This is a genomic window from Miniimonas sp. S16 (genome assembly GCF_057748195.1).
This window is the reverse complement of sequence record NZ_CM173242.1, coordinates 3,169,889-3,189,023: the sequence shown is the minus strand read 5'-3', so window position 1 is coordinate 3,189,023 and position 19,135 is coordinate 3,169,889. Positions and strand designations below refer to the sequence as shown.

The window sequence follows — 19,135 nt, the reverse complement described above, 5'->3', positions numbered from 1 at the left end:
CGGCCGCGGTCCGCAGCCCGACCGGGCTACAGGTCGTAGATCGCCCCGGCGACCGCGAGCTCGGTGGGACCCGCGTACGCGGCACGGGCCGTGGCGTACACGACGCCGGCGTCGGCCCAGGGCTGCAGGTGGGTGAGGACGAGGGCGCGCACACCCGCGGCCGTGGCCAGGCCGCCGGCGCGACCGCCCGTGAGGTGGATCCCGCGGACCTCCTCCTCGCGCTCGAACGCCGCCTCGGCCAGCAGCAGGTCCACCCCGTCCGCGACGGCGGAGACGCCGTCGCACAGGTCGGTGTCACCCGTGTAGCCGAGCGTCGCGACGCCGCCGTCGGTCGCCGGCCCGGTCACGCGGTAGCCGAACGCGGGCACCGGGTGCAGGACCGCGTGCGGGACCAGGGTGAGGTCGCCCACGGTGGTGGGCTCGCCGTCGTGCACGATCTCGACGGCGAACGTCGCCGCCAGGTCCGCCGGCGCGAGATGGGTCAGCTCGAGCAGGCGTTCGCGCGTGCCCTCCGGTCCCAGCACGCGCACCGGGCCCGACGGCGAGGACGGGCCGTAGCGCAGCCACACCGCCAGCGCCGTGAGGTCGGCGCAGTGGTCGGGGTGGAGGTGGCTCAGCACGACGGCGTCGAGCCGGGACGGGTCGGTCGTCGCCATGAGCGGACCGAAGGCGCCCGAGCCGAGGTCGAGGACGAGGCTGGTGTCCTCGGTCGTCACGAGGTAGCTGGAGGCGGGCGACGTGGGGCCCGGCACCGATCCGGAACAGCCGAGCACGGTGAGCCTCATCGAGCGGCGCTCCCGGCCTCGGCGGCGGGGCGAGCGGCGGTGCGAGCGGCGATCGGCGCGGTGATCCGCGGGATCTCGCCGGTCACCGACGCGGCGTCCTGCACCGCGGGGACCTCGGGCCCGAGGAACCGGCGGGCCAGCCTTCGGAAGGAGTCGCGGTCCCCGGTGGCGAGCCACTCGTGCTGCGGCGGCTCGGGCGCCGTGCGGAGCAGGTCCTCGCGCACCAGGGTGCGGTACAGCTCCTTCGCGGTCTCCTCGGCCGAGGAGACGAGCGTGACACCCTCCCCCATCACGTAGGAGATGACGCCGGTGAGCAGCGGGTAGTGGGTGCAGCCCAGGACGAGGGCGTCGATGTCCGCCTCGCGCAGCGGCGCGAGGTAGTGCTCGGCGGCGTCGCGCACCGGGGCGCCGGAGGTCACGCCGGACTCGACGAACTCCACGAACGCCGGGCACGCCTGGGTGAACAGGCGCAGGTGGGGCGCGGCGGCGAACGCGTCCTCGTAGGAGCGCGAGGAGATCGTGGCGCGCGTCCCGATGACGCCGACCCGGCCGGTGCGGGTCGCGGCGACCGCGCGGCGCACCGCGGGGTGGATGACCTCGATCACCGGGATGCCCGACGGCTCGTACCGCTCGCGCGCGTCGCGCAGCACCGCAGACGAGGCGGAGTTGCAGGCGATGACGAGCGCCTTGACGCCCGAGTCGACGAGGCTGTCGAGCATCTCGAGGGAGTACCGGCGCACCTGCGCGATGGGCCGGGGACCGTACGGCGTGCGGGCGGTGTCGCCCAGGTAGCGGACGGCCTCGTTCGGCAGCTGGTCCAGCACGGCGCGGGCCACGGTCAGCCCGCCGACCCCGGAGTCGAAGATGCCGATCGGGGCGTCACTCATCGCTCCAGGGTAGTTCGTGGCGCCCCCGTCGCGGCTCGCACCCGCGGGTGATCCGCGACTCAGCCGAGCGGGTCGAGCCCCTCGGCGCCACCCTCGGGCAGCTCGCCGAGCATCGCCTCGACGAGCGACTCCTGCAGCCAGGAGAGCGCGAGGTAGAGCGTGGCCAGCGCACGGGTGGCCTCGTCGGCGTCGGCGATCGCGACCTGCTCGAGGGCCTGCGAGTCCTCCGCGTCCTCGACGCCGAGCCGCTGCGCGAGCACGAGCCGCACGTCCGTGAGGGCGCCGGCCCAGGTCATCGCCTCCTCGGGAGCGACGAGCAGCCGGCCGGGCTCCCCCTGCAGGTCCCACCACACGCGTCGCAGCCGCTCGCCCTTGGCGCTGCGGATGGACTCCTCGGTGAGGCGCCGGACCTCGCCGGCGATGTCGTCGTCCTCGCTCGCGGGTGGCAGCAGCCGGGCGAGCGCGGGGTCCAGCGGCGCGCGCGGGTCCTCCTCGTCCTCGTCGCCGCCGAGCCCGACGGCGCCCCAGTCCACGTCGGGCAGGTTCACGTCGGGGTGGGACGACGTTCCCTCACCGCGGCTCCCGCGCCGGCCGTCGGGCTCGGCGTCGTCGGGCGCGTACGGCTCGGTGACGTCCCAGCCGAGCAGCGTGGCGACGTCGGCGACGACGCGGCCGACGATCGCGCGCTCGGTGGCGTCGAGGCGGGTGAGGTACCCGCGTCGGGTGCGGCGGAAGGCGTGCACGTCAGCTCTCGTCCTGCTCGAGGGTGGCCCACAGGCCGTAGGTGTGCATGGCCTCCACGTCCGCCTCCATCCGCTCGCGACCGCCGCTGGACACGACCGCCCGACCCTCGTGGTGCACCGCGAGCATGAGCTGCTCGGCGCGCTCGCGGCTGTAGCCGAAGTGGGTCTGGAACACGTAGGTCACGTAGGACATGAGGTTGACCGGGTCGTCCCAGACGACGGTGCGCCAGGGCCGGTCCGGCTCGGGACGCGCATCGGCCGCGGGCCTGCCGACCGGGGCGGGCGCGGGCGCCAGCACGGGGTCGGCGGGGAGAGCGGTCACGTCGTCAGCCTAGGCTGGAACGCGTGAGCGAGGTGGATGTCGACGTCGCCGTCGTCGGCGCGGGCCCGGCCGGGTCGGCCGCCGCGCTGCGCCTCGCCGAGCGGGGGCTGCAGGTCGCCCTCGTCGAGCGCGGCGACTCCCCGGGCTCGAAGAACCTCTCCGGCGGCGTTCTCTACCCCGCCACGCTGGCCGCCGCAGTGCCCTCGTTCGCGGCCGACGCGCCCTACGAGCGGCGAGTCGTGCGGCACGTGACGACGCTGCTGCAGCGCGAGTCGGTCGTCAGCCTGGACTACACGGACAGCGCGCTCGGCGCCGCGCGCGGCGAGGCCGCCGCAGCCGCCGCGCCCACGACCGCCCCCAACGCCGTGACCGTCCTGCGCGCGCACTTCGACCCCTGGCTCGCGGGCAAGGCCGAGGAGGCCGGCGCGTTCCTCATGCCCGGGCTGAAGGTCGAGGCGCTCGCCACGCAGGGTTCGGGCTCAGGCACCCGCGTCGTGGGAATCGTCTCGGACGGCTCGGTGATGCGCGCGCACGCCGTGGTCGCTGCCGACGGCGTGAACTCCTTCCTGGCCCGCGGCGCCGGCCTGCGCCCCGATCCGCGGCCGGACCAGCTCGCCGTCGGGATCAAGGCCGTGCTGCGCCTGGGTGAGGAGCGGATCGAGGACCGGTTCGGTGTCGGGCCCGGCGAGGGTGCGGCGCACGCGATCGTCGGCGACGCCACGGCCGGGGTGGCCGGCGGCGCGTTCCTCTACACCAACCGCGACTCCCTCTCGGTCGGGATCGTCGTGCGCCTGGACGCGCTCGTGGCCTCGGGCCGCACGGCCTCGGAGCTCATCGAGCACCTGCTGGGCCACCCCGGGCTGGCCCGCTACCTCGAGGGTGCCGAGCTCGTCGAGTACGGCTCCCACCTCGTCGCCGAGGGCGGCGCGGCGATGGTGGGCGACGTCGCGCACGCCGGGCTCGCCGTTGTCGGCGACGCCGCCGGCCTCACGATCAACTCCGGCCTCGTGCTGCGCGGCATGGACCTCGCGGTGACGTCCGGGCTCGTGGCGGGCGACGCCGTGGCCGACGCGGTGCAGGCGGGCGACACCTCGGCGTCGGGCATGGCGCGCTACGCCGCGGCGCTCGAGGCCAGCCCCGCGATGGCGGACATGCGCACGTACGCGCGCACGCCGTCGTTCCTCGAGCGCGAGGGGCCCTACGGGCCGTGGGGCCAGGCCGCGCAGGACGTGCTGCGGTCCGCGTTCGTGCTCGACGGCGCACCTCGCCGCCCGCTGCGCACCCTCCTGCGCGGGGCCGCGCGTCGGCAGTCCTGGCGGACGTGGCTCGGCGACGCGAGCGCGGGGTGGCGAGCGCTGTGAAGGTTCCCCCGCTCAACGTGCGGCTCGGTGCGACCCGGTTCGACCCGGACGACGCCCCGCACATCGACGCCTCCGCCCTGGTCCCCGGCAGCCCCGAGGCGCGCGCCGTCGTCGCCGTCTGCCCCGCGGTGGTCTACCGCGAGACGCCGACGGCGGTGCTCGCCGACGCCGCCGCGTGCCTGGAGTGCGGGGCGTGCCTCGCCGTCGCCTCGGGCGGGCTGCGCTGGACCTACCCGCGCGGCGGCACGGGCGTGCGCTTCCGCGAGGGGTGAGGCGCACCGTCCGCTCTAGGGTGTCGCCATGACGACGTCCCCGCCGGCCAGCACCGCGCTGCTCACCGACCGCTACGAGCTCACGATGGTCGACGCCGCGCTCGCCGACGGCACCGCGTCCCGCGCGTGCGTGTTCGAGGTGTTCGCGCGCCGGCTGCCCGCCGGGCGGCGCTACGGCGTCGTCGCGGGCACCGGGCGCCTGCTGGAGGCGCTCGAGCACTTCCGGTTCGGCGACGCCGAGCTCGACTGGCTGCGGGAGGGCGAGGTCGTCAGCGGCGCGATGCTCGACTACCTCGCCGACTACCGGTTCCGCGGCCGGATCAGCGGGTACGCCGAGGGCGAGCTGTACTTCCCCGGGTCGCCGCTGCTCGTGGTCGAGGCGCCGTTCGCGGACGGCGTGCTGCTGGAGACCCTCGTCCTGTCGATCCTCAACTACGACTCCGCGATCGCCGCGGCCGCGTCGCGGATGACGTCCGCGGCCGGGGAGCGACCCTGCCTGGAGATGGGTTCGCGGCGGGCGCACGAGAGCGCGGCCGTCGCGGCGGCGCGCGCCGCGGTGGTCGCGGGCTTCGCGGGCACGTCCAACCTCGAGGCGGGCCGGCGCTACGACCTCGAGACCATCGGCACCGCGGCGCACGCGTTCACCCTGCTGCACGACGACGAGCGCTCGGCCTTCGTCTCCCAGATCGCCTCCGCGGGGCCCGGCACCACGCTGCTCGTGGACACCTACGACGTCGAGCAGGGCGTGCTCACCGCCGTCGACGCGGCCGGGACCGCGCTCGGCGCCGTGCGGCTGGACTCCGGCGACCTGCCGACCGTCGCGCGCGAGGTGCGCGAGCAGCTGGACTCCCTCGGCGCCACCGAGACCAAGATCGTGGTGTCCTCGGACCTGGACGAGTACGCGATCGCGGCGCTCGCCGTCGCGCCGGTGGACTCCTACGGCGTGGGCACCTCGGTGGTGACCGGCTCGGGCGCGCCGACCTGCGGCATGGTCTACAAGCTCGTGCTGCGCGAGGGCAGCGACGGCGCGATGCACGCCGTGGCGAAGGCGTCCGCGGGCGGGAAGGCCAGCGTCGGCGGGCGCAAGACCGCGGGCCGCCGGATTGAGAACGGGCTCGCGACCGAGGAGGTCGTGCTGCTCTCCCCCGACGCCGACGTCCCGGCGCTCGGCCAGGTCGCCGAGGTCGACGAGCTGCGGCCCCTGCACGTCACGTTCGTGGCCGACGGCGAGCTCCAGCCGGGCTGGACCGGCGCCGACGGTGTGCGCCGGGCCGCGCAGCGCCACCGTGAGTCCCTCGCCGAGCTGCCCCGCGCGGCGCGGCGGCTGTCCGCGGGCGACCCCGCGATCCCGACCGAGATCATCACGGTCTGAGCCGCCCGCGAGAGGGTTCGCGTCGACAGAGGACGAACTTCACCTCGCGAAAGGACGAAGATCACCTCGCGAACGGGTCGGCGCGGGTCCGGGCGTCAGGGCTTCCCGACGAACCAGTCGCGCACCCGCGCGATCCGCGAGCGCAGCTCCGAGGCGCTCGCCACGGGCACCTCGCCGCCGCCGGAGTGCTGACGCAGGCGGGTGTGCACCACGCCGTGGGGCGTGCCCGAGCGGCGCGACCAGGCCGACACGAGCTGGTTGAGCTCCTTGCGCAGCCGCGCGATCTCGCGGTGGTCGACCACCTCGCGCTCGCCGTCGTGCCCCGCTGCGCCACCGTGCCCCGGCGCGTGCCCGTGCCCCGCGCGCAGGTGCGAGGCCTGCTTGGCGCGCAGGTGCGCGGTGACGTCGTCGGTGTCCATGAAGCCGGGGATCGCGAGGAAGTCCGACTCGACCTCGGAGCCGATCTCCCCACCCACGCCGAACTGGCCGCCGTCGAAGAGCACGTGGTCGAAGGACGCCTGCGCCGCGAGCGCCTGGAAGCCGGGCCGGTCGAGGTCGTCCGAGGCGCGCTCGGAGCGGTTGGCCTGCTCGAGCGCGGCGTCGTCCAGGCCGTCCGGCTCCGCCGAGCTGCGGCGGTCCAGCGCGTGGTCGCGCTCGACCTCGAGCTCGCCCGCGAGGGCGAGCAGCACCGGGACGGACGGCAGGAACACCGACGCGGTCTCGCCGCGCCGGCGAGCGCGCACGAACCGGCCCACGGCCTGCGCGAAGAACAGCGGGGTCGACGTCGCCGTCGCGTAGACGCCGACGGCGAGCCGCGGTACGTCCACGCCCTCCGACACCATGCGCACGGCGACCATCCACCGCTGCCGCCCGGCGGCGAAGGACTCGATGCGTGCGCCCGCACCGTCGTCGTCGGACAGCACGACGGCGGGCTCCTCGCGCGTGATCGCGCGCAGCTGGTCGGCGTACGCCCGCGCGGTGGCCTGATCGGTCGCGATGACGAGGCCGCCCGCGTCCGGCACCGTGCGACGGACCTCGGACAGCCGGGTGTCGGCCGCGCGCAGCACCGCGGGGATCCAGTCGCCCTCGGGCGCCAGGGCCGTGCGCCACGCCTGGGCGATCATGTCCTTCGTCAGCGGCTCGCCGAGGTGCGCGCTGACCTCGTCGCCCGCGCTCGTGCGCCAGGTCATCTCGCCCGAGTAGGCGAGGAACAGGACGGGGCGCACCACACCGTCCCGCAGGGCGTCCCCGTAGCCGTAGGTGTAGTCGGCGCGGGAGCGGCGCACGCCGTCGGCGTCGGGCTCGTACGTGATGAACGGGATGGGCGCGGTGTCGGAGCGGAACGGCGTGCCGGTGAGGCTGAGCCGGCGCGCCGCGGGCTCGAACGCCTCGCGCACCGCGTCGCCCCAGGAGAGGGCGTCCCCGGCGTGGTGCACCTCGTCGAGGATGACCAGGGTGTCGGCCTCGCGGGTGCGCCGCAGGTGCAGCTCGGGGTTCGCGGCGACCTGCGCGTAGGTGAGGGCGACGCCGTCGTAGTGCGCGCCGTGCGCCGCCTGGGCGTTGCGGAAGCTGGGGTCGATCGCGATGCCGACCCGCGCGGCGGCATCGGCCCACTGCGTCTTGAGGTGCTCGGTCGGCGCGACCACGGTGACCCGGCGCACGACGCGCCGCTTGAGCAGCTCGGTCGCCACCCGCAGCGCGAACGTGGTCTTGCCCGCGCCCGGGGTCGCGACGGCGAGGAAGTCCCGGGGCTGCAGCTCGGCGTAGCGCGCGAGCGCCGCGGCCTGCCAGGCGCGCAGGTTGCCCGCGGTGCCCCACGCGGCGCGGCCGGGGAACGCCGGGGACAGCTCGGCGGCGGCGGCCGGGGAGGGCTGGGTCGGCAGGTGCACCGAGGGTGCGGGAGAAGCAGCGGGGGAAGCCGCAGGGGACGTGGCGGGCGCAGTCGAACGAAGGCTCTCGAAGAGGTCCGGCTGGGCCTCGTCGTGGGCAGTCAGGTCGTTGCTGCGGCGGGCCGCGCTCACGCGTCCGATCCGGCGGAGCCGCCAGAACCACCGGAACCGGAGCCGCCGGCACCGCCGCCGGAAGAGTCACCCGAGCCGCCGTGCAGGCTCGCGTAGATCTCCTTGCAGACCGGGCACACCGGGAACCGGCTGGGGTCGCGCTGGGGCAGCCAGATCTTGCCGCACAGCGCGATGACGGGCTCGCCGGACATCGCGGACGCGAGGATCTTGTCCTTCGGGACGTAGTGCGCGTACCGCTCGTTGTCGCCGGGCTGGACCTGGTGCCGGATCTCGGTCCGCTCGATCGTGCTGGTCGACCCGCCGGGGCCGTCCGGTCCGCCCGGGGCAACCTGGGGCTGAGGAAGCGGCTCGGTCATGCGCTCGAGTCTACGTGCCGGGTCCGCCGGCTCGGCAGGCTCAGTGCCGCGGCCAGGAGCGGATCCGGGTGAGCACGGTCACGGCGTTGCGGTCCAGGATCCGGCCGCCCCAGCGCACGCCGACGGCGAGCCACACCACCGCGGTGACCGTGCCGACGGCGAGCGTGAGCCAGCCCCACGCCGTCGACCCCGCGAACACGGGGATGAGCGTGAGCGCCGTCGGGAGCACGAGCAGGCCGAGCACCGCGAACGACAGCAGCTGCACCGCGAACGCGAGCACCGACCCCCCGCTCTGGCTCGACATCGGGTTCGCACCGGGCGGCGGCGCGGGGTAGGGCAGTGCCGCGCTGAACACGCAGGCGATGGCGAACCCGCCGCCCAGCAGCACGAGCGAGATCCCGAGCACCGCCGGCACCCACGCGCCGCGTCCCAGCAGCACCGGGGGCACGACGGCGAGCAGCACCACGGTGGGCACGAGCCACACCGCGAGGCCCAGCACGCGGCCCAGGCGGTCGTCCGCGCCGCGCACCCCGGCGGCGACGTGCAGCCAGAACGCGGTGGAGTCGTAGGCGATGTCGTCGTGGATCGACCAGGCACCGATCCACGCCGTCACGGGACCGAGCGCGAGCACGGCCCAGGCGAGCACCTCGCGGAACGCGACGTCGGTGCTCTGGCTCGTCACGAGCCAGGCCAGCAGGAGGACGAGGACAGGCATGAGCGCGATCGCGCCGGTCGAGGCGAGGTAGCGCGGGTCGCCGCGCCAGTAGCGCAGCGCCCGTCCCGCGACGGCAGCCGCGGCGGGGGTCGTGCGCACGCGGACCGGTGTGATGACGGCCGGCCGGGCTCCCTCGCCCGCCGCCGCTGGTTCGCGCAGCAGCGCGTGCGCCAGCGGCAGCCGCCCGGTCCGCTCCGCCGACGGCCCCTGGCCCGACCCGACGCTCACCATGGAGCGTCGGACGAGGCGCAGGTAGAGCACCCCGGCCACGCCGAGCGTCGCGAGCACGACGGCGAGCCGCGCCAGGGCCACGCCCCACCGCCCGGCCGCCACGTCGCTCGGCACCGCCCACGGCGCGCCCAGCGGGGTCCACGCGAGCACGCCTGCCAGGGCGTCGAAGGAGCTCAGCCGCAGGCCCACCGACTGGAGCAGCACCGGGACGAGGCTGACCACGAGCACGGCGCCCGTGGCGACCACGCCCGCGAGGTCGCGACCGCGCCGGCCGCGCATCAGTCCCGAGGCGGCGGTCGTGGTGACCCGCGCCAGCAGGAGGCAGGTCGCCGCGCCGAGGAGACCCGTGACCAGGGCGACGAGCGCGGCCGAGACGCGCTGCGCCGTCGTGCCCGAGCCGACCCAGGCCAACGCGGTGGTGACGCTGACGAGCACGGTGACCGCGCCGGGGATCGAGACGGCGCCGGCGACGAACAGCCCGAACGCGAACCGCGGCGTGGGCGTGAGGTAGAGCGCGAACCGCTGCGGGTCGAGGGTGTTGTCCAGGCCGAACGCGACCATCGGCACGATCGCCCAGCCCAGGACGAGGGCCGAGCCGAGGAGTACGAGCACGGTGTCGCGCACCTGCGGATCGGCGGCGACGCCGAGCGCGACCATGCCCGCGACGGCGAACGCCAGCAGCCCGAGGGCGTACAGGCCGCCGACGGCGAGCAGCACGATCCGCCACTTCTCCCGCAGCAGGGTGTTGCGCAGGAGGGTGAACCTCAGCCGCGCGAGGGTCGCAACCACGACAGCCCCTCCGTGACCTCCTCGGCGCCGACCAGCTCGGCGAACCGCCGCTGCAGGTCACCGCCGCCGACCTCGGCGACCGTGCCCGAGGCGACGAGCCGGCCCTCGGTCATGACGGCCACGTGGCTGCACAGGCGCTCGACGAGCTCCATCACGTGGCTGGACAGCACCACGGTGCCGCCGTTGGCGACGTAGTCGGCGAGGATCGCGCGGATGTGGCTCGCGGAGACGGGGTCGACCGACTCGAACGGCTCGTCGAGGACGAGGACGCTCGGGGCGTGCACGAGCGCCGTTGCCAGGCCGATCTTCTTCGTCATGCCGGCGGAGTAGTCGGCGACGAGCTTGTTCGCGTCGCCGGTGAGGCCGAGCACGTCGAGCAGGTCGTCGGTGCGGCGGCGCACCACGTCCGGGTCCATGCCGCGCAGCAGGCCCGCGTACGTCACGAGCTCGGCGCCCGTCAGGCGGTCGAACAGCCGCAGGCCGTCGGGCAGGATGCCGAGTTGCCGCTTGGCGGTCGCGGGGTCGCGCCACACGTCCACGCCGTGCACGAACGCCGTCCCCGCGTCGGGCTGCAGCAGACCCGTGGCCATGCTCAGCGTGGTCGTCTTGCCCGCCCCGTTCGGACCGACGAGCCCGAAGTAGGAGCCGGTCGGGATGACGAGCTCGAACTGCTCCACGGCCGTCTTCGGACCGAAGCGCTTGAAGAGGCCCCACGTGTGCAGCGCGGGGACCGACCCGGGGTCGGCGGGTGGACGCGGCGGCACGGGTGACGTCATGGCGTCCACTCTGGCACCCGCCGGTGACGCGGTGGCTCCGGCGCGCGACCGAGGTTGCCCATCCGCGGCTCCGACGTCCGGGCGAGAGGCCGGGCCGACGGCTCCCCCGCCGGGATGAGACGCCGCGCGTGGGTCGCTGAGCTGCTCGCCCGTGCTCACGACCGGCCGGTGAGCAGCGTCGACGCCTCGGCGAGCACCGGCACGAGGTCCAGCAGCCGCTCCCCGCCCTCGGGGACGCCCTCCTCCGACAGCCCGCACACCGGCACGTGGTCGACCCCGGCCGCGGCGTACCGGGCGAGCAGCTCCGCGACCTGGCCGGGGCGCGCGCTCACCGACACCGAGAGGAAGCCGACGACGTCGAAAGGCCCCGGGCGAGCGGCGCTCTCGTGCGCCGCGCGAGCGGTCCGCACGGCCGGCAGGAGCGAGTCGAGGTCGCCGGCGAGGATGACGCCGTCGCCCACCTCGCCGGCGAGGGCGAGCGTGCGCGGGCCCTCGGCGCCGACGAGCACGGGCAGGTCCGGGGTGGGGCGGCGCAGCTCGACCTCGTCGAGGCGCACGTAGCGGCCGTCGGTCGTGACCCGCTCGCCGTCGAGAAGGGCACGCAGCGCCGTCGCGTACTCGCGCAGCAGCGTGAGCGGGGAGGCGGCGCGGCCGCCGACCTGCGCCATCCACTCCTGGACGCCGTGGCCGATGCCGGGCAGGAACCGGCCCGGGAAGATCTCCGCCAGCGAGGCGAGCTCCATCGCCGTGAGCGCCACGTTGCGCAGCGGGACGGGGAAGAGCCCGACCCCCACCCGCAGGCGCTGGGTGTCCGCGAGCGCGACGGCCGCGGGACCCATGCCGCTGGTGGCGAAGCAGTCCTCCCACAGCCACAGGGAGTCCAGGCTCGCGTCCTCGGCGGCGCGCGCGGCGGCACGGATGCGGTGGGGTGGCTGGTCGGGCGGGACGATGAGTCCGACGGTGGTCATCGGTCCACGCTACGGGCCGATCGCACGCGTGTCCGGGAAATGCCGCCGCGAAGGGCCGGTGGAACGCCGACGGGCGGGCCACCCGAAGGTGACTCGCCCGTCGATGGAGCTCAGTCGATCACTTGCCGACGGCGGACTTCAGCGTCGAGCCCGCGGACAGCTTGACGCCGTAGCCGGCGGGGATGGTGATCTCCTCGCCGGTGCGCGGGTTGCGGCCCGTGCGGGCAGCGCGCTCGACGCGCTCGGCCGAGAGCAGTCCGGTCACCTTGACGGCCTCGCCCTTGCCGAGGCTGTCCACGAGGACCTCCTGGAAGGCGGCGAGGGCGTCGTCGGCCTGCTTCTTGGTCAGGCCGGCCTTCTCGGCGATGGCGGCGACGAGGTCGGTGCGGTTGACGGTCACAGGGTTCCCCTTCTTCACGTGCGTCGGCGCACGGTGTGCGCCCTTCGTGTGGAGACACTACGCCCTACCTGCCGGAAAACCGCACCAACCCGCCATTTCCACCCCTGCGTGTCCCCGTCGAGGGCCTTGCGAGGGCCCTGCGAGAGCCGTGCGGCGGCCCTGCCACACCCACGGCGGACGTCACGCGGGACGCCCGCGCCCGCTCCGGCGAGCACCGCTCGAGGCCGCTGCCGAGGAGCCGGCGGGCTCCGCCGTCGGGCCCTGAACCTGTGCGTGACCTGCGAGCTTGAGCCCCACGACGCACCCGACGATGCCCGCCAGGAACGCCAACCGCAGCGGCGTCGCGGGCTCGGCGCCGGTGAGCATCGCCCAGCCGACGGTGAGCGCCGCGCCGACGCCGACCCACACGGCGTACGCGGTGCCCAGGCCGATCCGGCGCATGGCCCAGCCCAGGCCCGCCATCGAGCCCGCGAGCGCGATCGCGAAGAGAGCCGTCGGACCGGGACGGCTCAGGCCGTCCGAGGCGCCCAGCGCGGTGGCCCACACGGCCTCGAGCACGGCGCTGGCCAGCAGCACGAGCCACGGCATCAGGACACGACCTTGAGACCGACGACGCAGGCGACCAGGCCCGCGAGCAGGAGGACGCGGGTGCGGGTGGCCGGTTCGGCGCCGGTCACCATCGCCCACCCGACGGCGAGCGACGCCCCGATCCCGACCCACACCGCGTACGCGGTGCCGGTCGGGATCACGGTCATGGCGAAGGCGAGGCCGGCCATCGAGCCGGCGAGCGCGACGGCGAAGAGCACGGTGGGGCGCAGGCGGCGCAGGTTGTCGGACGCGGCGAGCGCCGCTGCCCAGACGCCCTCGAGGACGCCGGCGGCGGCGAGCACGAGCCAGGCGGTGGTGGTGGCGGACACAGGTCACCCTCTCTGGCCGTCGTGTCCGTGCGGGTACAGCTCCCTCGTCCGCGGGCGCTGCCGAGCGCCTGCGGCCACCCTCTCACGCACGCCGTCGGCCGGGCCAGCCGTGGTGGCCGGCCTCACCGCCCGCTCAGCCGAGCCAGAGACCGAGGGCCGCGGCGCCCAGACCGAGCGCAAGCATCCCGACGGCGTGCACGACCGCGCGCACCGCCGCACCCTCCCGCTCCTCGGCGGCGAGGCGGACGGCCTCGAGGCTCGCCGTCGAGAACGTGGTGAACCCGCCGAGGAACCCCGTGCCGAGCACGGCGAGGACTTCGGCCGAGGCGACGTGGTCCTCGGACAGCCCGACGAGCAGCCCGAGCAGGAACGAGCCGAGCACGTTCACGACGACCGTCCCGAGCGGGACACTCGCGCGCACGTGCCGGTTCACCAGCCCGTCCACGACGAACCGGGACGCCGCGCCCGCGCCGCCTGCGAGCGCCACCGGGAGGAGGGTGGCCGGGCTCACGACCGCTCCCCTGCGTCGGCTGCATCGGCTGGGTCGTCGGCGGCGTCGGAGTCGCGCGGCAGCGTCGGGTCGACGCGGGCCGCGAGCGCGTCGAGCGCGTGCGCCGGGTCGAGCCGCACCGGCACCAGCGCGCGTGCCGTGCGGACGCCGAGCACCGCGGCGCCGACGCCGAGCGCCACGCTGACCAGCGCGTACGCCAGGCCGGTCCCGAGGTGGCCGCCGCCCAGGAGGCGGTCGGCCTCGACGGCGAACGAGGAGTACGTCGTGTAGCCGCCCAGCACACCGGTCCCGACGGCGAGGCGCACCGCTCGCCGTCGACCCTCGTCCGGTCCGCGCCGACCCAGCCCGGTGACGAGCGCCGCGAGCACGAACGACCCGGTCACATTGATGACGAACGTGGTCCACGGCCACGCACCCGGCTGCGCGGGGGCGGCGTTCTCGGCGATCGCGCGGATCGCGGTGCCGACGGCGCCGCCCGCGGCGACGAGGAGCACGAGCGCCGGGCTCAGGTGCGGGGCACGAGACGCGACGCCCGACGGCGCGTCGCTCGACTGCGGGTCGGCGCTCCCGGACACCGGCCCAACGTAGCTCAGAACTCGCGTGCGCAATCGTGTCCCAGGGCGACGCGAGTTCGCTGGTCTCCGCAGCGAAAGGGAGAGTGACGCCGCCTCGGCGTCGTCAGCGAGCGCGTGGCCGATCGAGGAGGAGCACATGAGCGACAACACGATCCGAGAACCGCGGGATCCGGCGACCTGCCCGTCGAGCAGCTCGGCATGAAGGGACTTCCGGTCGTGGGCGAGGGTGGCGCACGGGCTTCCCTGTGGCGCGGCTGGCCTGGCCGATACCCTGGTGGCGAACCCCCGTGACTCGACGTGCTCCTCGCCGCCCCCGGCGCGCCGAGGATCTCGTGCGTCGCGATCGACGATGACCGGGATGCACGACGGCGAGCGTCCCGTTCGCACCACAGGTCGCCGTCGCGCGGGTCGCTCCGCGGAAGACGGCCGGCAGCCGCGCGTACGCTCACGTGCGTGACCAGCACCGTCGCGCCGGACGTCCGACGCGCCCACCGGCTCGACCCGGCCCACGTCGTCGACGTGTTCGTCTACGTGATCGTGCTCAACCTCGCCGCCCAGCTCGTGCCCCAGGTGATCGCCGAGAGCTTCGCGGTGTCGCTCGCCGTCGCCGTGGTGCTCAAGCTCGTGCTCGAGGTGGTGCTGCGCGCGAAGAAGGCGGCGATCGCTCGCCTGCGCTCGGCGACGACCGGTGCCCAGCGGGTGGTGCGCGCGCTGACGCTCGGGGTGCTGCTGCCGGGCTCGAAGATCGTGGTGCTCGAGCTGATCGGGTTCCTGTTCCCCGAGCAAGTCTCCCTCGGCGGGTTCTGGAGCGTCACGGGCCTCATCGTCGCGTTGCTGCTCGCACGCCGTGCGGTGCGCTGGCTGCTCCGGGTCGACTGAGGTCGATGCGACGTCGACCCGCGTCGGCCCACGTCGACCCAGTGAGCCCTCAGTCCAGGAAGAGCCCGGCAAGCGAGGCCAGACCCAGCGTCACGAGCCCGATCGTCACCGCACGCGCCGCGGTGAGCCACGGGCGCGTGCCGCCGAACCTCGCACCGACGAGGGACATGAGCGTGAGCGACACGACGACGGCCAGGAGGGACACCACAGTGCCCGCCGAGGTGTGGATGAACGTGACCAGAAGGATGGGCACGAGCGCCCCGATCGCGAACGCGAGGCCCGCGAACGCCGCGAACCGCCACGGCGGCCAGTACTCGGTGTCGTCCACGTCGAGCTCGTCGTCCAGGTGCGCGGCCCGTGAGCTCCGCGGCGACCTCCTCCGCGAGCGCCGGCGAGAGGCCCTTCTCGACGCAGATCGCCGTGAGGTCGGCCAGCTCCTTCCCCGGCTCGCGCTCGAGCCGGAGGCGCTGGTCGTCGATGTCACGCAGGAGGGCGTCGCGGTCGATCGCGGCGCGCATGTAGGCGGTACCCGCCGTCGTGCTCGTGCCGACGACCATGGCGATCACGGCGGAGAAGAGGACCGCGCGGTCGCTCAGGTCGGCCACGGCGAGTCCCGAGATGATCCCCACGTTGGACACGGCGCCGTCGTTCGCCGTCGCGACGTACTCGCGGATCAGGCTCTCGCGGTCCCGCTCGGAGAGCGCGGCGTCGGAGACGGTGCCGTCCCCGTGCCGCCGTCGCCGCAACCAGCCCAGGATCGCCACGGCGACAGTATGGCGCCGAAGGTGTGGCGCCGGCGGAGGACGGTCTGGCGAGCGTTCGTGCCGCGACCTCCGAGCGGCAGCGCGGCGTCCCTCCCCCGGCGGCCGGGAACGCGCGATGATGCGGGAGAAGACCGGCGCCGAGGCGCCACGTCGCTCCCGCTCGCAAGACGCGCCGCCTCGGCGGCCGGAAGGAGACGCCGTGGACACCAAGGTCGCCCTCGTGACGGGAGCGGGCTCCGGCATCGGACGCGCGGCGGCGCTGCGGCTGGCCGCGGACGGCTACCACGTCGTGGTCGTGGGACACAGCCAGGCGAGCGCCGACGACGCGGCGCACGAGGTCCTCGAGGCCGGCGGCGCCGCCCTGGCGCTGCAGTGCGACGTGGAGGACGCCGCGTCGGTGCGCGACGCCGTCGCCCGCGTGCAGTCCGAGCTGGGCCGGCTCGACGTCGTGGTCGCGTCGGCGGGGATCAACGGCGTGTGGGCGCCGCTGGAGGAGCTCGAGCCCGAGGAGTGGGCGCGCACGCTCGCGGTCAACCTCACCGGGACGTTCCTCACCGTGAAGTACGCGGTACCGCTGCTCAAGGCGCAGGGCGGCTCGGTGGTCATCGTGTCCTCGATCAACGGCACGCGGACGTTCAGCAACACCGGCGCGTCCGCGTACTCGGCGAGCAAGGCGGGCCAGGTGGCGTTCGCCAAGATGATCGCCGTCGAGCTCGGTCCGCACCGGGTCCGGGTCAACGTGATCTGCCCCGGCGCGATCGAGACGGAGATCGGCGACAACACCGAGCAGCGGCACACCGAGCACCTCCGCGTCGCGGCGAGCTACCCGGACGGCCAGATCCCGCTCACCGGCAGCACGCCCGGCAGCGCGGGCCAGGTCGCCGACCTCGTCGCCTACCTCGCCTCGGACGCCGCGAGCCACGTCACGGGGTCGGAGATCTGGATCGACGGCGGGCAGTCGCTCATCGCGTGAGGCCGCAGTTCGCGGTCGGGCGGGACGGACGACGGCGAGCCGACCGGATCAGGCGTCCTCGCCCTCGTCGAGGGTCGGGTCGAGCTTCTCGAAGCCCGGGACGAGGTGGACCAGTCCCGGGGAGATGCGCTCGACGTCGTGCCACGCCACGAGGAACGTGCCGCGGTGCCGCCACCGGACGAGTGCGGCCACGACCCACGGCGAGCGCACCCCGCGTCGCTCGAAGCCGAGGAACGACCCGCCCGTGTGGGGGCTGACGAGCAGCCCGACGACGTCCGCGCTGCCGACCGCGTGGCTGCGGTGGGTCTGCGCGACCAGGGGGGTGTCGCCGTCGTCGCCTTGGTCGTCGGCGTTGCCGCTGCCGTGCTCGCGCTCGTCGGGACCACCCGGCTCCGCTTCGTCCGGGCCACCACCGGACCCGTCGCCCTCCTCGAGCACCTCGAGCGAGAGCCGCAGGTCGACGACGCGACCCAGCTCCTCGCCGTCGTGCGTGACGACGTGCGCGTCCAGGAGGTCACCGAGGATCACGACTCCCCCTCCGGGTCGTGCTGGCCGCCGGGGATCCGGCGGACGACGTGCTCGCGCAGCCACCGCTCGGGCCAGTCGACGTCGAGCGTGCTCGCCTCGACGTCGAGCTCGACCACGGTGCCGAGGTGGGAGACGGCGGACCACGCGATGCGCTCCCACCGCGACTCCGGTGGGCGACCGCCGAGGATCCGGGTCACGAGCACGGGGCCGGACAGGATCGCGGCGACGTGCGCGGGCTCGCCGGCCACGACGTCGCCGCCGTCCGCCCCGCCCAGCTCGAGGTCCTCGACGGTGGTGACGGGCTCGCCGTCGACGTCGAGCACCTGGCGGCTGAGCAGGTGCAGCCGCGCGTCGATGATGCGGCGCGTCACGAGCCGGCCCCCGTCGCGATCATGAGCGGTATCGCCGCGAGCGCCGCGACCAGCACGATGCCGAGATACACGCTGCCGAGGGTGTTCGCCAGCCGTCCGTTGACGCGTTCGCCCATGTAGTCGGGGTCGTTGGCGACGACGAGGATCGGGATGTACGTCAGCGGGAGCGCGACGGCGGAGAACACCACCGAGAACTCGGTGACGGCGACCGGGTCGACGCTCGTCATGAGGATGGCGACGGCGAGCAGCAGCGCGATCATCATCGTGACGTGGAACCGTGCGGCCTGGGCCGGGCGGCGGAACTTGCCCCAGGACCAGCCGAGGTACTGCGCGAGGGTGTAGCCGCTCGACAGCGCCGTCTCGAGCGCCGCCCCGAACGTCGCCGCGACGATGCCGACGATCACGACGGCGAGCAGCAGCGTCCCGCCCGCCTGCGCCACGGGCAGCACGATCTGGGAGAGCGTGGACACCTCGATGCCGTGCGGCAGGAGGACCACGGCGGCGCAGCCCGCGATCGCGACCGACAGCAGCCCGCCGAGCGGGAAGCCCGTGAACACGTTGAGCCGGTTCTGGCCGAGGCTCTTCGCGGTCCACTTCTCCTCCACCGCGCCGGAGGTGAAGAAGAACACCTCGTACGGCGTCATCGCGGCTCCGAACAGCGCGACGGCGTAGTACCAGTAGGCGGCGGGGTGCTCGCCCTCGGGGACCGCCGGCTGCGTGATCTCGCGCGCGACCTGGCTCCAGTCCGGGCCGAGCAGGAAGAGCGCGACGGCGAAGCCGATGAGCAGCAGCCCCATCAGCCCGACGACGTTCTCCATGATCGCGAACTTCACCCGCCACAGCACGAGCCAGACGGCGAGCGCCGCGACCGGCATCCACAGGCGGGGCTCGACGCTGCTCGCCAGGTGCAGCGCGAGCGCGATGCCGCCGATCTCGGCCGTCAGTGTGAGCAGGTTGATCGCGAACGAGGCGACGAGGTTCGCCCCGCCCGCGCGCGGGCCGAGGCGCTCGCGGATGATCTCGAAGGTGGCCCGGCCGCTCACGGCGGCGACGCGGCCGGATATCTCGGCGAACAGGCAGATGCCGATCACCCCGACGGCGACCACCCAGACGAGCGAGAACCCGAACCGCGCACCGACGACGGCATTGGTCACGAGGTCGCCGATGTCGACGAACCCGCCGATCGCGGTGAGGATGCCGAGCGCGACGCCGAGCAGCTTCTTCACCGGCCGGCCTCCGTGAGCACGGCCTCCAGCTGGTCCGCGGCCTCGTCCAGCGCGTCGACGACGTCGCGCGGGTCGGTGGGCACGCCGCCGTCCGGACCGAGGTCGCCGCCTGCCGTGTGGGCGACCCAGGCGCGGGCGGACACGACCGCGTCGACCGCCATCGCGAGCGCCGCGAGTCCCTGGACCCGTAGTGCGGAGGAGGTGTCGTCGGGCGGGACGAGCGTGGTCAGGGCGGACGAGGCGTCGGACAGCTCCCCGATCTGGTCGGAGATCGCTGTGTCCGCGACGGGGGCGACCAGGTCACCGCCGTCGAGCAGCACCACCGTGAGGTTCGTCGTCGCGACCGCCGAGTCGGCGAACTCGACGGCGTCCGCCACGGCGGCCACGGCCTGG

23 protein-coding genes and 1 pseudogene are annotated in these 19,135 nt (G+C 74.8%); 5 read left to right on the top strand and 19 right to left on the bottom strand.

Annotation, left to right across the window (positions count from 1 at the left end):
- Positions 1 to 26: 26 nt before the first annotated feature.
- Genes AC3AQ1_RS14010 through clpS form a run of 4 tightly spaced genes read right to left on the bottom strand, consistent with a single transcriptional unit; the run spans position 27 to position 2,737 of the window.
- Complete coding sequence (locus AC3AQ1_RS14010) at positions 27 to 785, bottom strand: MBL fold metallo-hydrolase (protein WP_108719495.1); 759 nt, start codon at positions 783 to 785, stop codon at positions 27 to 29.
- Complete coding sequence (gene murI, locus AC3AQ1_RS14005) at positions 782 to 1,672, bottom strand: glutamate racemase (protein WP_108719494.1); 891 nt, start codon at positions 1,670 to 1,672, stop codon at positions 782 to 784. Before murI ends, AC3AQ1_RS14010 begins: the two co-directional genes overlap by 4 nt.
- A 59-nt stretch (positions 1,673 to 1,731) precedes the next feature.
- Entirely contained in the window at positions 1,732 to 2,415 is a 684-nt protein-coding gene (locus AC3AQ1_RS14000; RefSeq protein WP_108719493.1) for a DUF2017 family protein, read from the bottom strand.
- 1 nt (position 2,416) lies between these two features.
- The gene (gene clpS, locus AC3AQ1_RS13995) at positions 2,417 to 2,737 is read right to left on the bottom strand and encodes an ATP-dependent Clp protease adapter ClpS (protein ID WP_370445288.1); all 321 of its coding nucleotides are present in this window, start codon (positions 2,735 to 2,737) and stop codon (positions 2,417 to 2,419) included.
- 23 nt (positions 2,738 to 2,760) lie between these two features.
- On the opposite strand from clpS, the gene AC3AQ1_RS13990 reads away from it, so the two are divergent.
- From AC3AQ1_RS13990 to AC3AQ1_RS13980, 3 genes are read left to right on the top strand one after another with little or no spacing between them, the layout of a single operon-like run.
- Positions 2,761 to 4,098 carry an FAD-dependent oxidoreductase gene (locus AC3AQ1_RS13990; RefSeq protein ID WP_108719492.1) on the top strand — a complete coding sequence of 446 codons (1,338 nt, stop codon included), beginning with the start codon at positions 2,761 to 2,763 and terminating at the stop codon, positions 4,096 to 4,098.
- Positions 4,083 to 4,370, top strand: a complete 288-nt coding sequence (locus tag AC3AQ1_RS13985) for a hypothetical protein (RefSeq protein WP_159096564.1) — start codon at positions 4,083 to 4,085, stop codon at positions 4,368 to 4,370. Before AC3AQ1_RS13990 ends, AC3AQ1_RS13985 begins: the two co-directional genes overlap by 16 nt.
- A 28-nt stretch (positions 4,371 to 4,398) precedes the next feature.
- On the top strand, positions 4,399 to 5,742 hold the full coding sequence (locus AC3AQ1_RS13980; protein WP_108719490.1) for a nicotinate phosphoribosyltransferase: 1,344 nt from the start codon (positions 4,399 to 4,401) through the stop codon (positions 5,740 to 5,742).
- Between the two features lie 95 nt (positions 5,743 to 5,837).
- Here the strand turns inward: AC3AQ1_RS13980 and AC3AQ1_RS13975 are convergent, their stop codons facing one another.
- The 10 genes from AC3AQ1_RS13975 to AC3AQ1_RS13930 all read right to left on the bottom strand — a co-directional run bounded on the left by AC3AQ1_RS13975 (position 5,838) and on the right by AC3AQ1_RS13930 (position 14,001).
- A complete protein-coding gene (locus tag AC3AQ1_RS13975) occupies positions 5,838 to 7,625 on the bottom strand; it encodes a DEAD/DEAH box helicase (protein WP_370445360.1) in 1,788 nt (595 codons plus the stop codon).
- Positions 7,626 to 7,759: 134 nt separating this feature from the next.
- Positions 7,760 to 8,119, bottom strand: coding sequence for a DUF3039 domain-containing protein (locus tag AC3AQ1_RS13970; RefSeq protein ID WP_108719489.1), 360 nt, complete (start codon positions 8,117 to 8,119; stop codon positions 7,760 to 7,762).
- A 40-nt stretch (positions 8,120 to 8,159) separates the two neighbouring features.
- Positions 8,160 to 9,854, bottom strand: a complete 1,695-nt coding sequence (locus tag AC3AQ1_RS13965; protein WP_108719488.1) for a hypothetical protein — start codon at positions 9,852 to 9,854, stop codon at positions 8,160 to 8,162.
- Complete coding sequence (locus tag AC3AQ1_RS13960) at positions 9,830 to 10,630, bottom strand: ABC transporter ATP-binding protein (protein WP_108719487.1); 801 nt, start codon at positions 10,628 to 10,630, stop codon at positions 9,830 to 9,832. Before AC3AQ1_RS13960 ends, AC3AQ1_RS13965 begins: the two co-directional genes overlap by 25 nt.
- A gap of 155 nt (positions 10,631 to 10,785) precedes the next feature.
- On the bottom strand, positions 10,786 to 11,598 hold the full coding sequence (locus AC3AQ1_RS13955; protein WP_108719486.1) for an LLM class flavin-dependent oxidoreductase: 813 nt from the start codon (positions 11,596 to 11,598) through the stop codon (positions 10,786 to 10,788).
- Between the two features lie 118 nt (positions 11,599 to 11,716).
- Complete coding sequence (locus tag AC3AQ1_RS13950; RefSeq protein ID WP_108719485.1) at positions 11,717 to 11,998, bottom strand: HU family DNA-binding protein; 282 nt, start codon at positions 11,996 to 11,998, stop codon at positions 11,717 to 11,719.
- A gap of 180 nt (positions 11,999 to 12,178) precedes the next feature.
- Positions 12,179 to 12,586 (bottom strand): DMT family transporter, encoded by a 408-nt coding sequence (locus AC3AQ1_RS13945; RefSeq protein WP_108719484.1) that lies wholly within the window; start codon positions 12,584 to 12,586, stop codon positions 12,179 to 12,181.
- Positions 12,586 to 12,915, bottom strand: coding sequence for a DMT family transporter (locus AC3AQ1_RS13940; RefSeq protein ID WP_108719483.1), 330 nt, complete (start codon positions 12,913 to 12,915; stop codon positions 12,586 to 12,588). Before AC3AQ1_RS13940 ends, AC3AQ1_RS13945 begins: the two co-directional genes overlap by 1 nt.
- A gap of 133 nt (positions 12,916 to 13,048) precedes the next feature.
- Positions 13,049 to 13,426, bottom strand: a complete 378-nt coding sequence (gene crcB / locus AC3AQ1_RS13935; protein ID WP_108719482.1) for a fluoride efflux transporter CrcB — start codon at positions 13,424 to 13,426, stop codon at positions 13,049 to 13,051.
- A complete protein-coding gene (locus tag AC3AQ1_RS13930; protein ID WP_234417528.1) occupies positions 13,423 to 14,001 on the bottom strand; it encodes a fluoride efflux transporter FluC in 579 nt (192 codons plus the stop codon). The genes crcB and AC3AQ1_RS13930 overlap by 4 nt, the downstream gene beginning before the upstream one ends.
- Before the next feature lie 453 nt (positions 14,002 to 14,454).
- Here AC3AQ1_RS13930 and AC3AQ1_RS13925 point away from each other — a divergent pair, with 453 nt between their 5' ends.
- Positions 14,455 to 14,880 carry a hypothetical protein gene (locus AC3AQ1_RS13925; RefSeq protein WP_108719480.1) on the top strand — a complete coding sequence of 142 codons (426 nt, stop codon included), beginning with the start codon at positions 14,455 to 14,457 and terminating at the stop codon, positions 14,878 to 14,880.
- A 49-nt stretch (positions 14,881 to 14,929) separates the two neighbouring features.
- Here AC3AQ1_RS13925 and AC3AQ1_RS13920 read toward each other — a convergent pair.
- Positions 14,930 to 15,887: pseudogene (locus AC3AQ1_RS13920) on the bottom strand (VIT1/CCC1 transporter family protein).
- On the opposite strand from AC3AQ1_RS13920, the gene AC3AQ1_RS13915 reads away from it, so the two are divergent.
- Complete coding sequence (locus tag AC3AQ1_RS13915; protein WP_234417527.1) at positions 15,844 to 16,617, top strand: SDR family oxidoreductase; 774 nt, start codon at positions 15,844 to 15,846, stop codon at positions 16,615 to 16,617. The pseudogene AC3AQ1_RS13920 and the gene AC3AQ1_RS13915 sit on opposite strands and share 44 nt — an antisense overlap.
- A gap of 48 nt (positions 16,618 to 16,665) precedes the next feature.
- Here the strand turns inward: AC3AQ1_RS13915 and AC3AQ1_RS13910 are convergent, their stop codons facing one another.
- Genes AC3AQ1_RS13910 through AC3AQ1_RS13895 form a run of 4 tightly spaced genes read right to left on the bottom strand, consistent with a single transcriptional unit; the run spans position 16,666 to position 19,128 of the window.
- Positions 16,666 to 17,145 (bottom strand): hypothetical protein, encoded by a 480-nt coding sequence (locus tag AC3AQ1_RS13910; RefSeq protein WP_108719478.1) that lies wholly within the window; start codon positions 17,143 to 17,145, stop codon positions 16,666 to 16,668.
- Complete coding sequence (locus tag AC3AQ1_RS13905) at positions 17,142 to 17,516, bottom strand: hypothetical protein (RefSeq protein WP_108719477.1); 375 nt, start codon at positions 17,514 to 17,516, stop codon at positions 17,142 to 17,144. Before AC3AQ1_RS13905 ends, AC3AQ1_RS13910 begins: the two co-directional genes overlap by 4 nt.
- Entirely contained in the window at positions 17,513 to 18,742 is a 1,230-nt protein-coding gene (locus AC3AQ1_RS13900; RefSeq protein ID WP_108719476.1) for an NRAMP family divalent metal transporter, read from the bottom strand. Before AC3AQ1_RS13900 ends, AC3AQ1_RS13905 begins: the two co-directional genes overlap by 4 nt.
- The gene (locus AC3AQ1_RS13895) at positions 18,739 to 19,128 is read right to left on the bottom strand and encodes a hypothetical protein (protein WP_108719475.1); all 390 of its coding nucleotides are present in this window, start codon (positions 19,126 to 19,128) and stop codon (positions 18,739 to 18,741) included. Before AC3AQ1_RS13895 ends, AC3AQ1_RS13900 begins: the two co-directional genes overlap by 4 nt.
- Between the last annotated feature and the right edge of the window lie 7 nt (positions 19,129 to 19,135).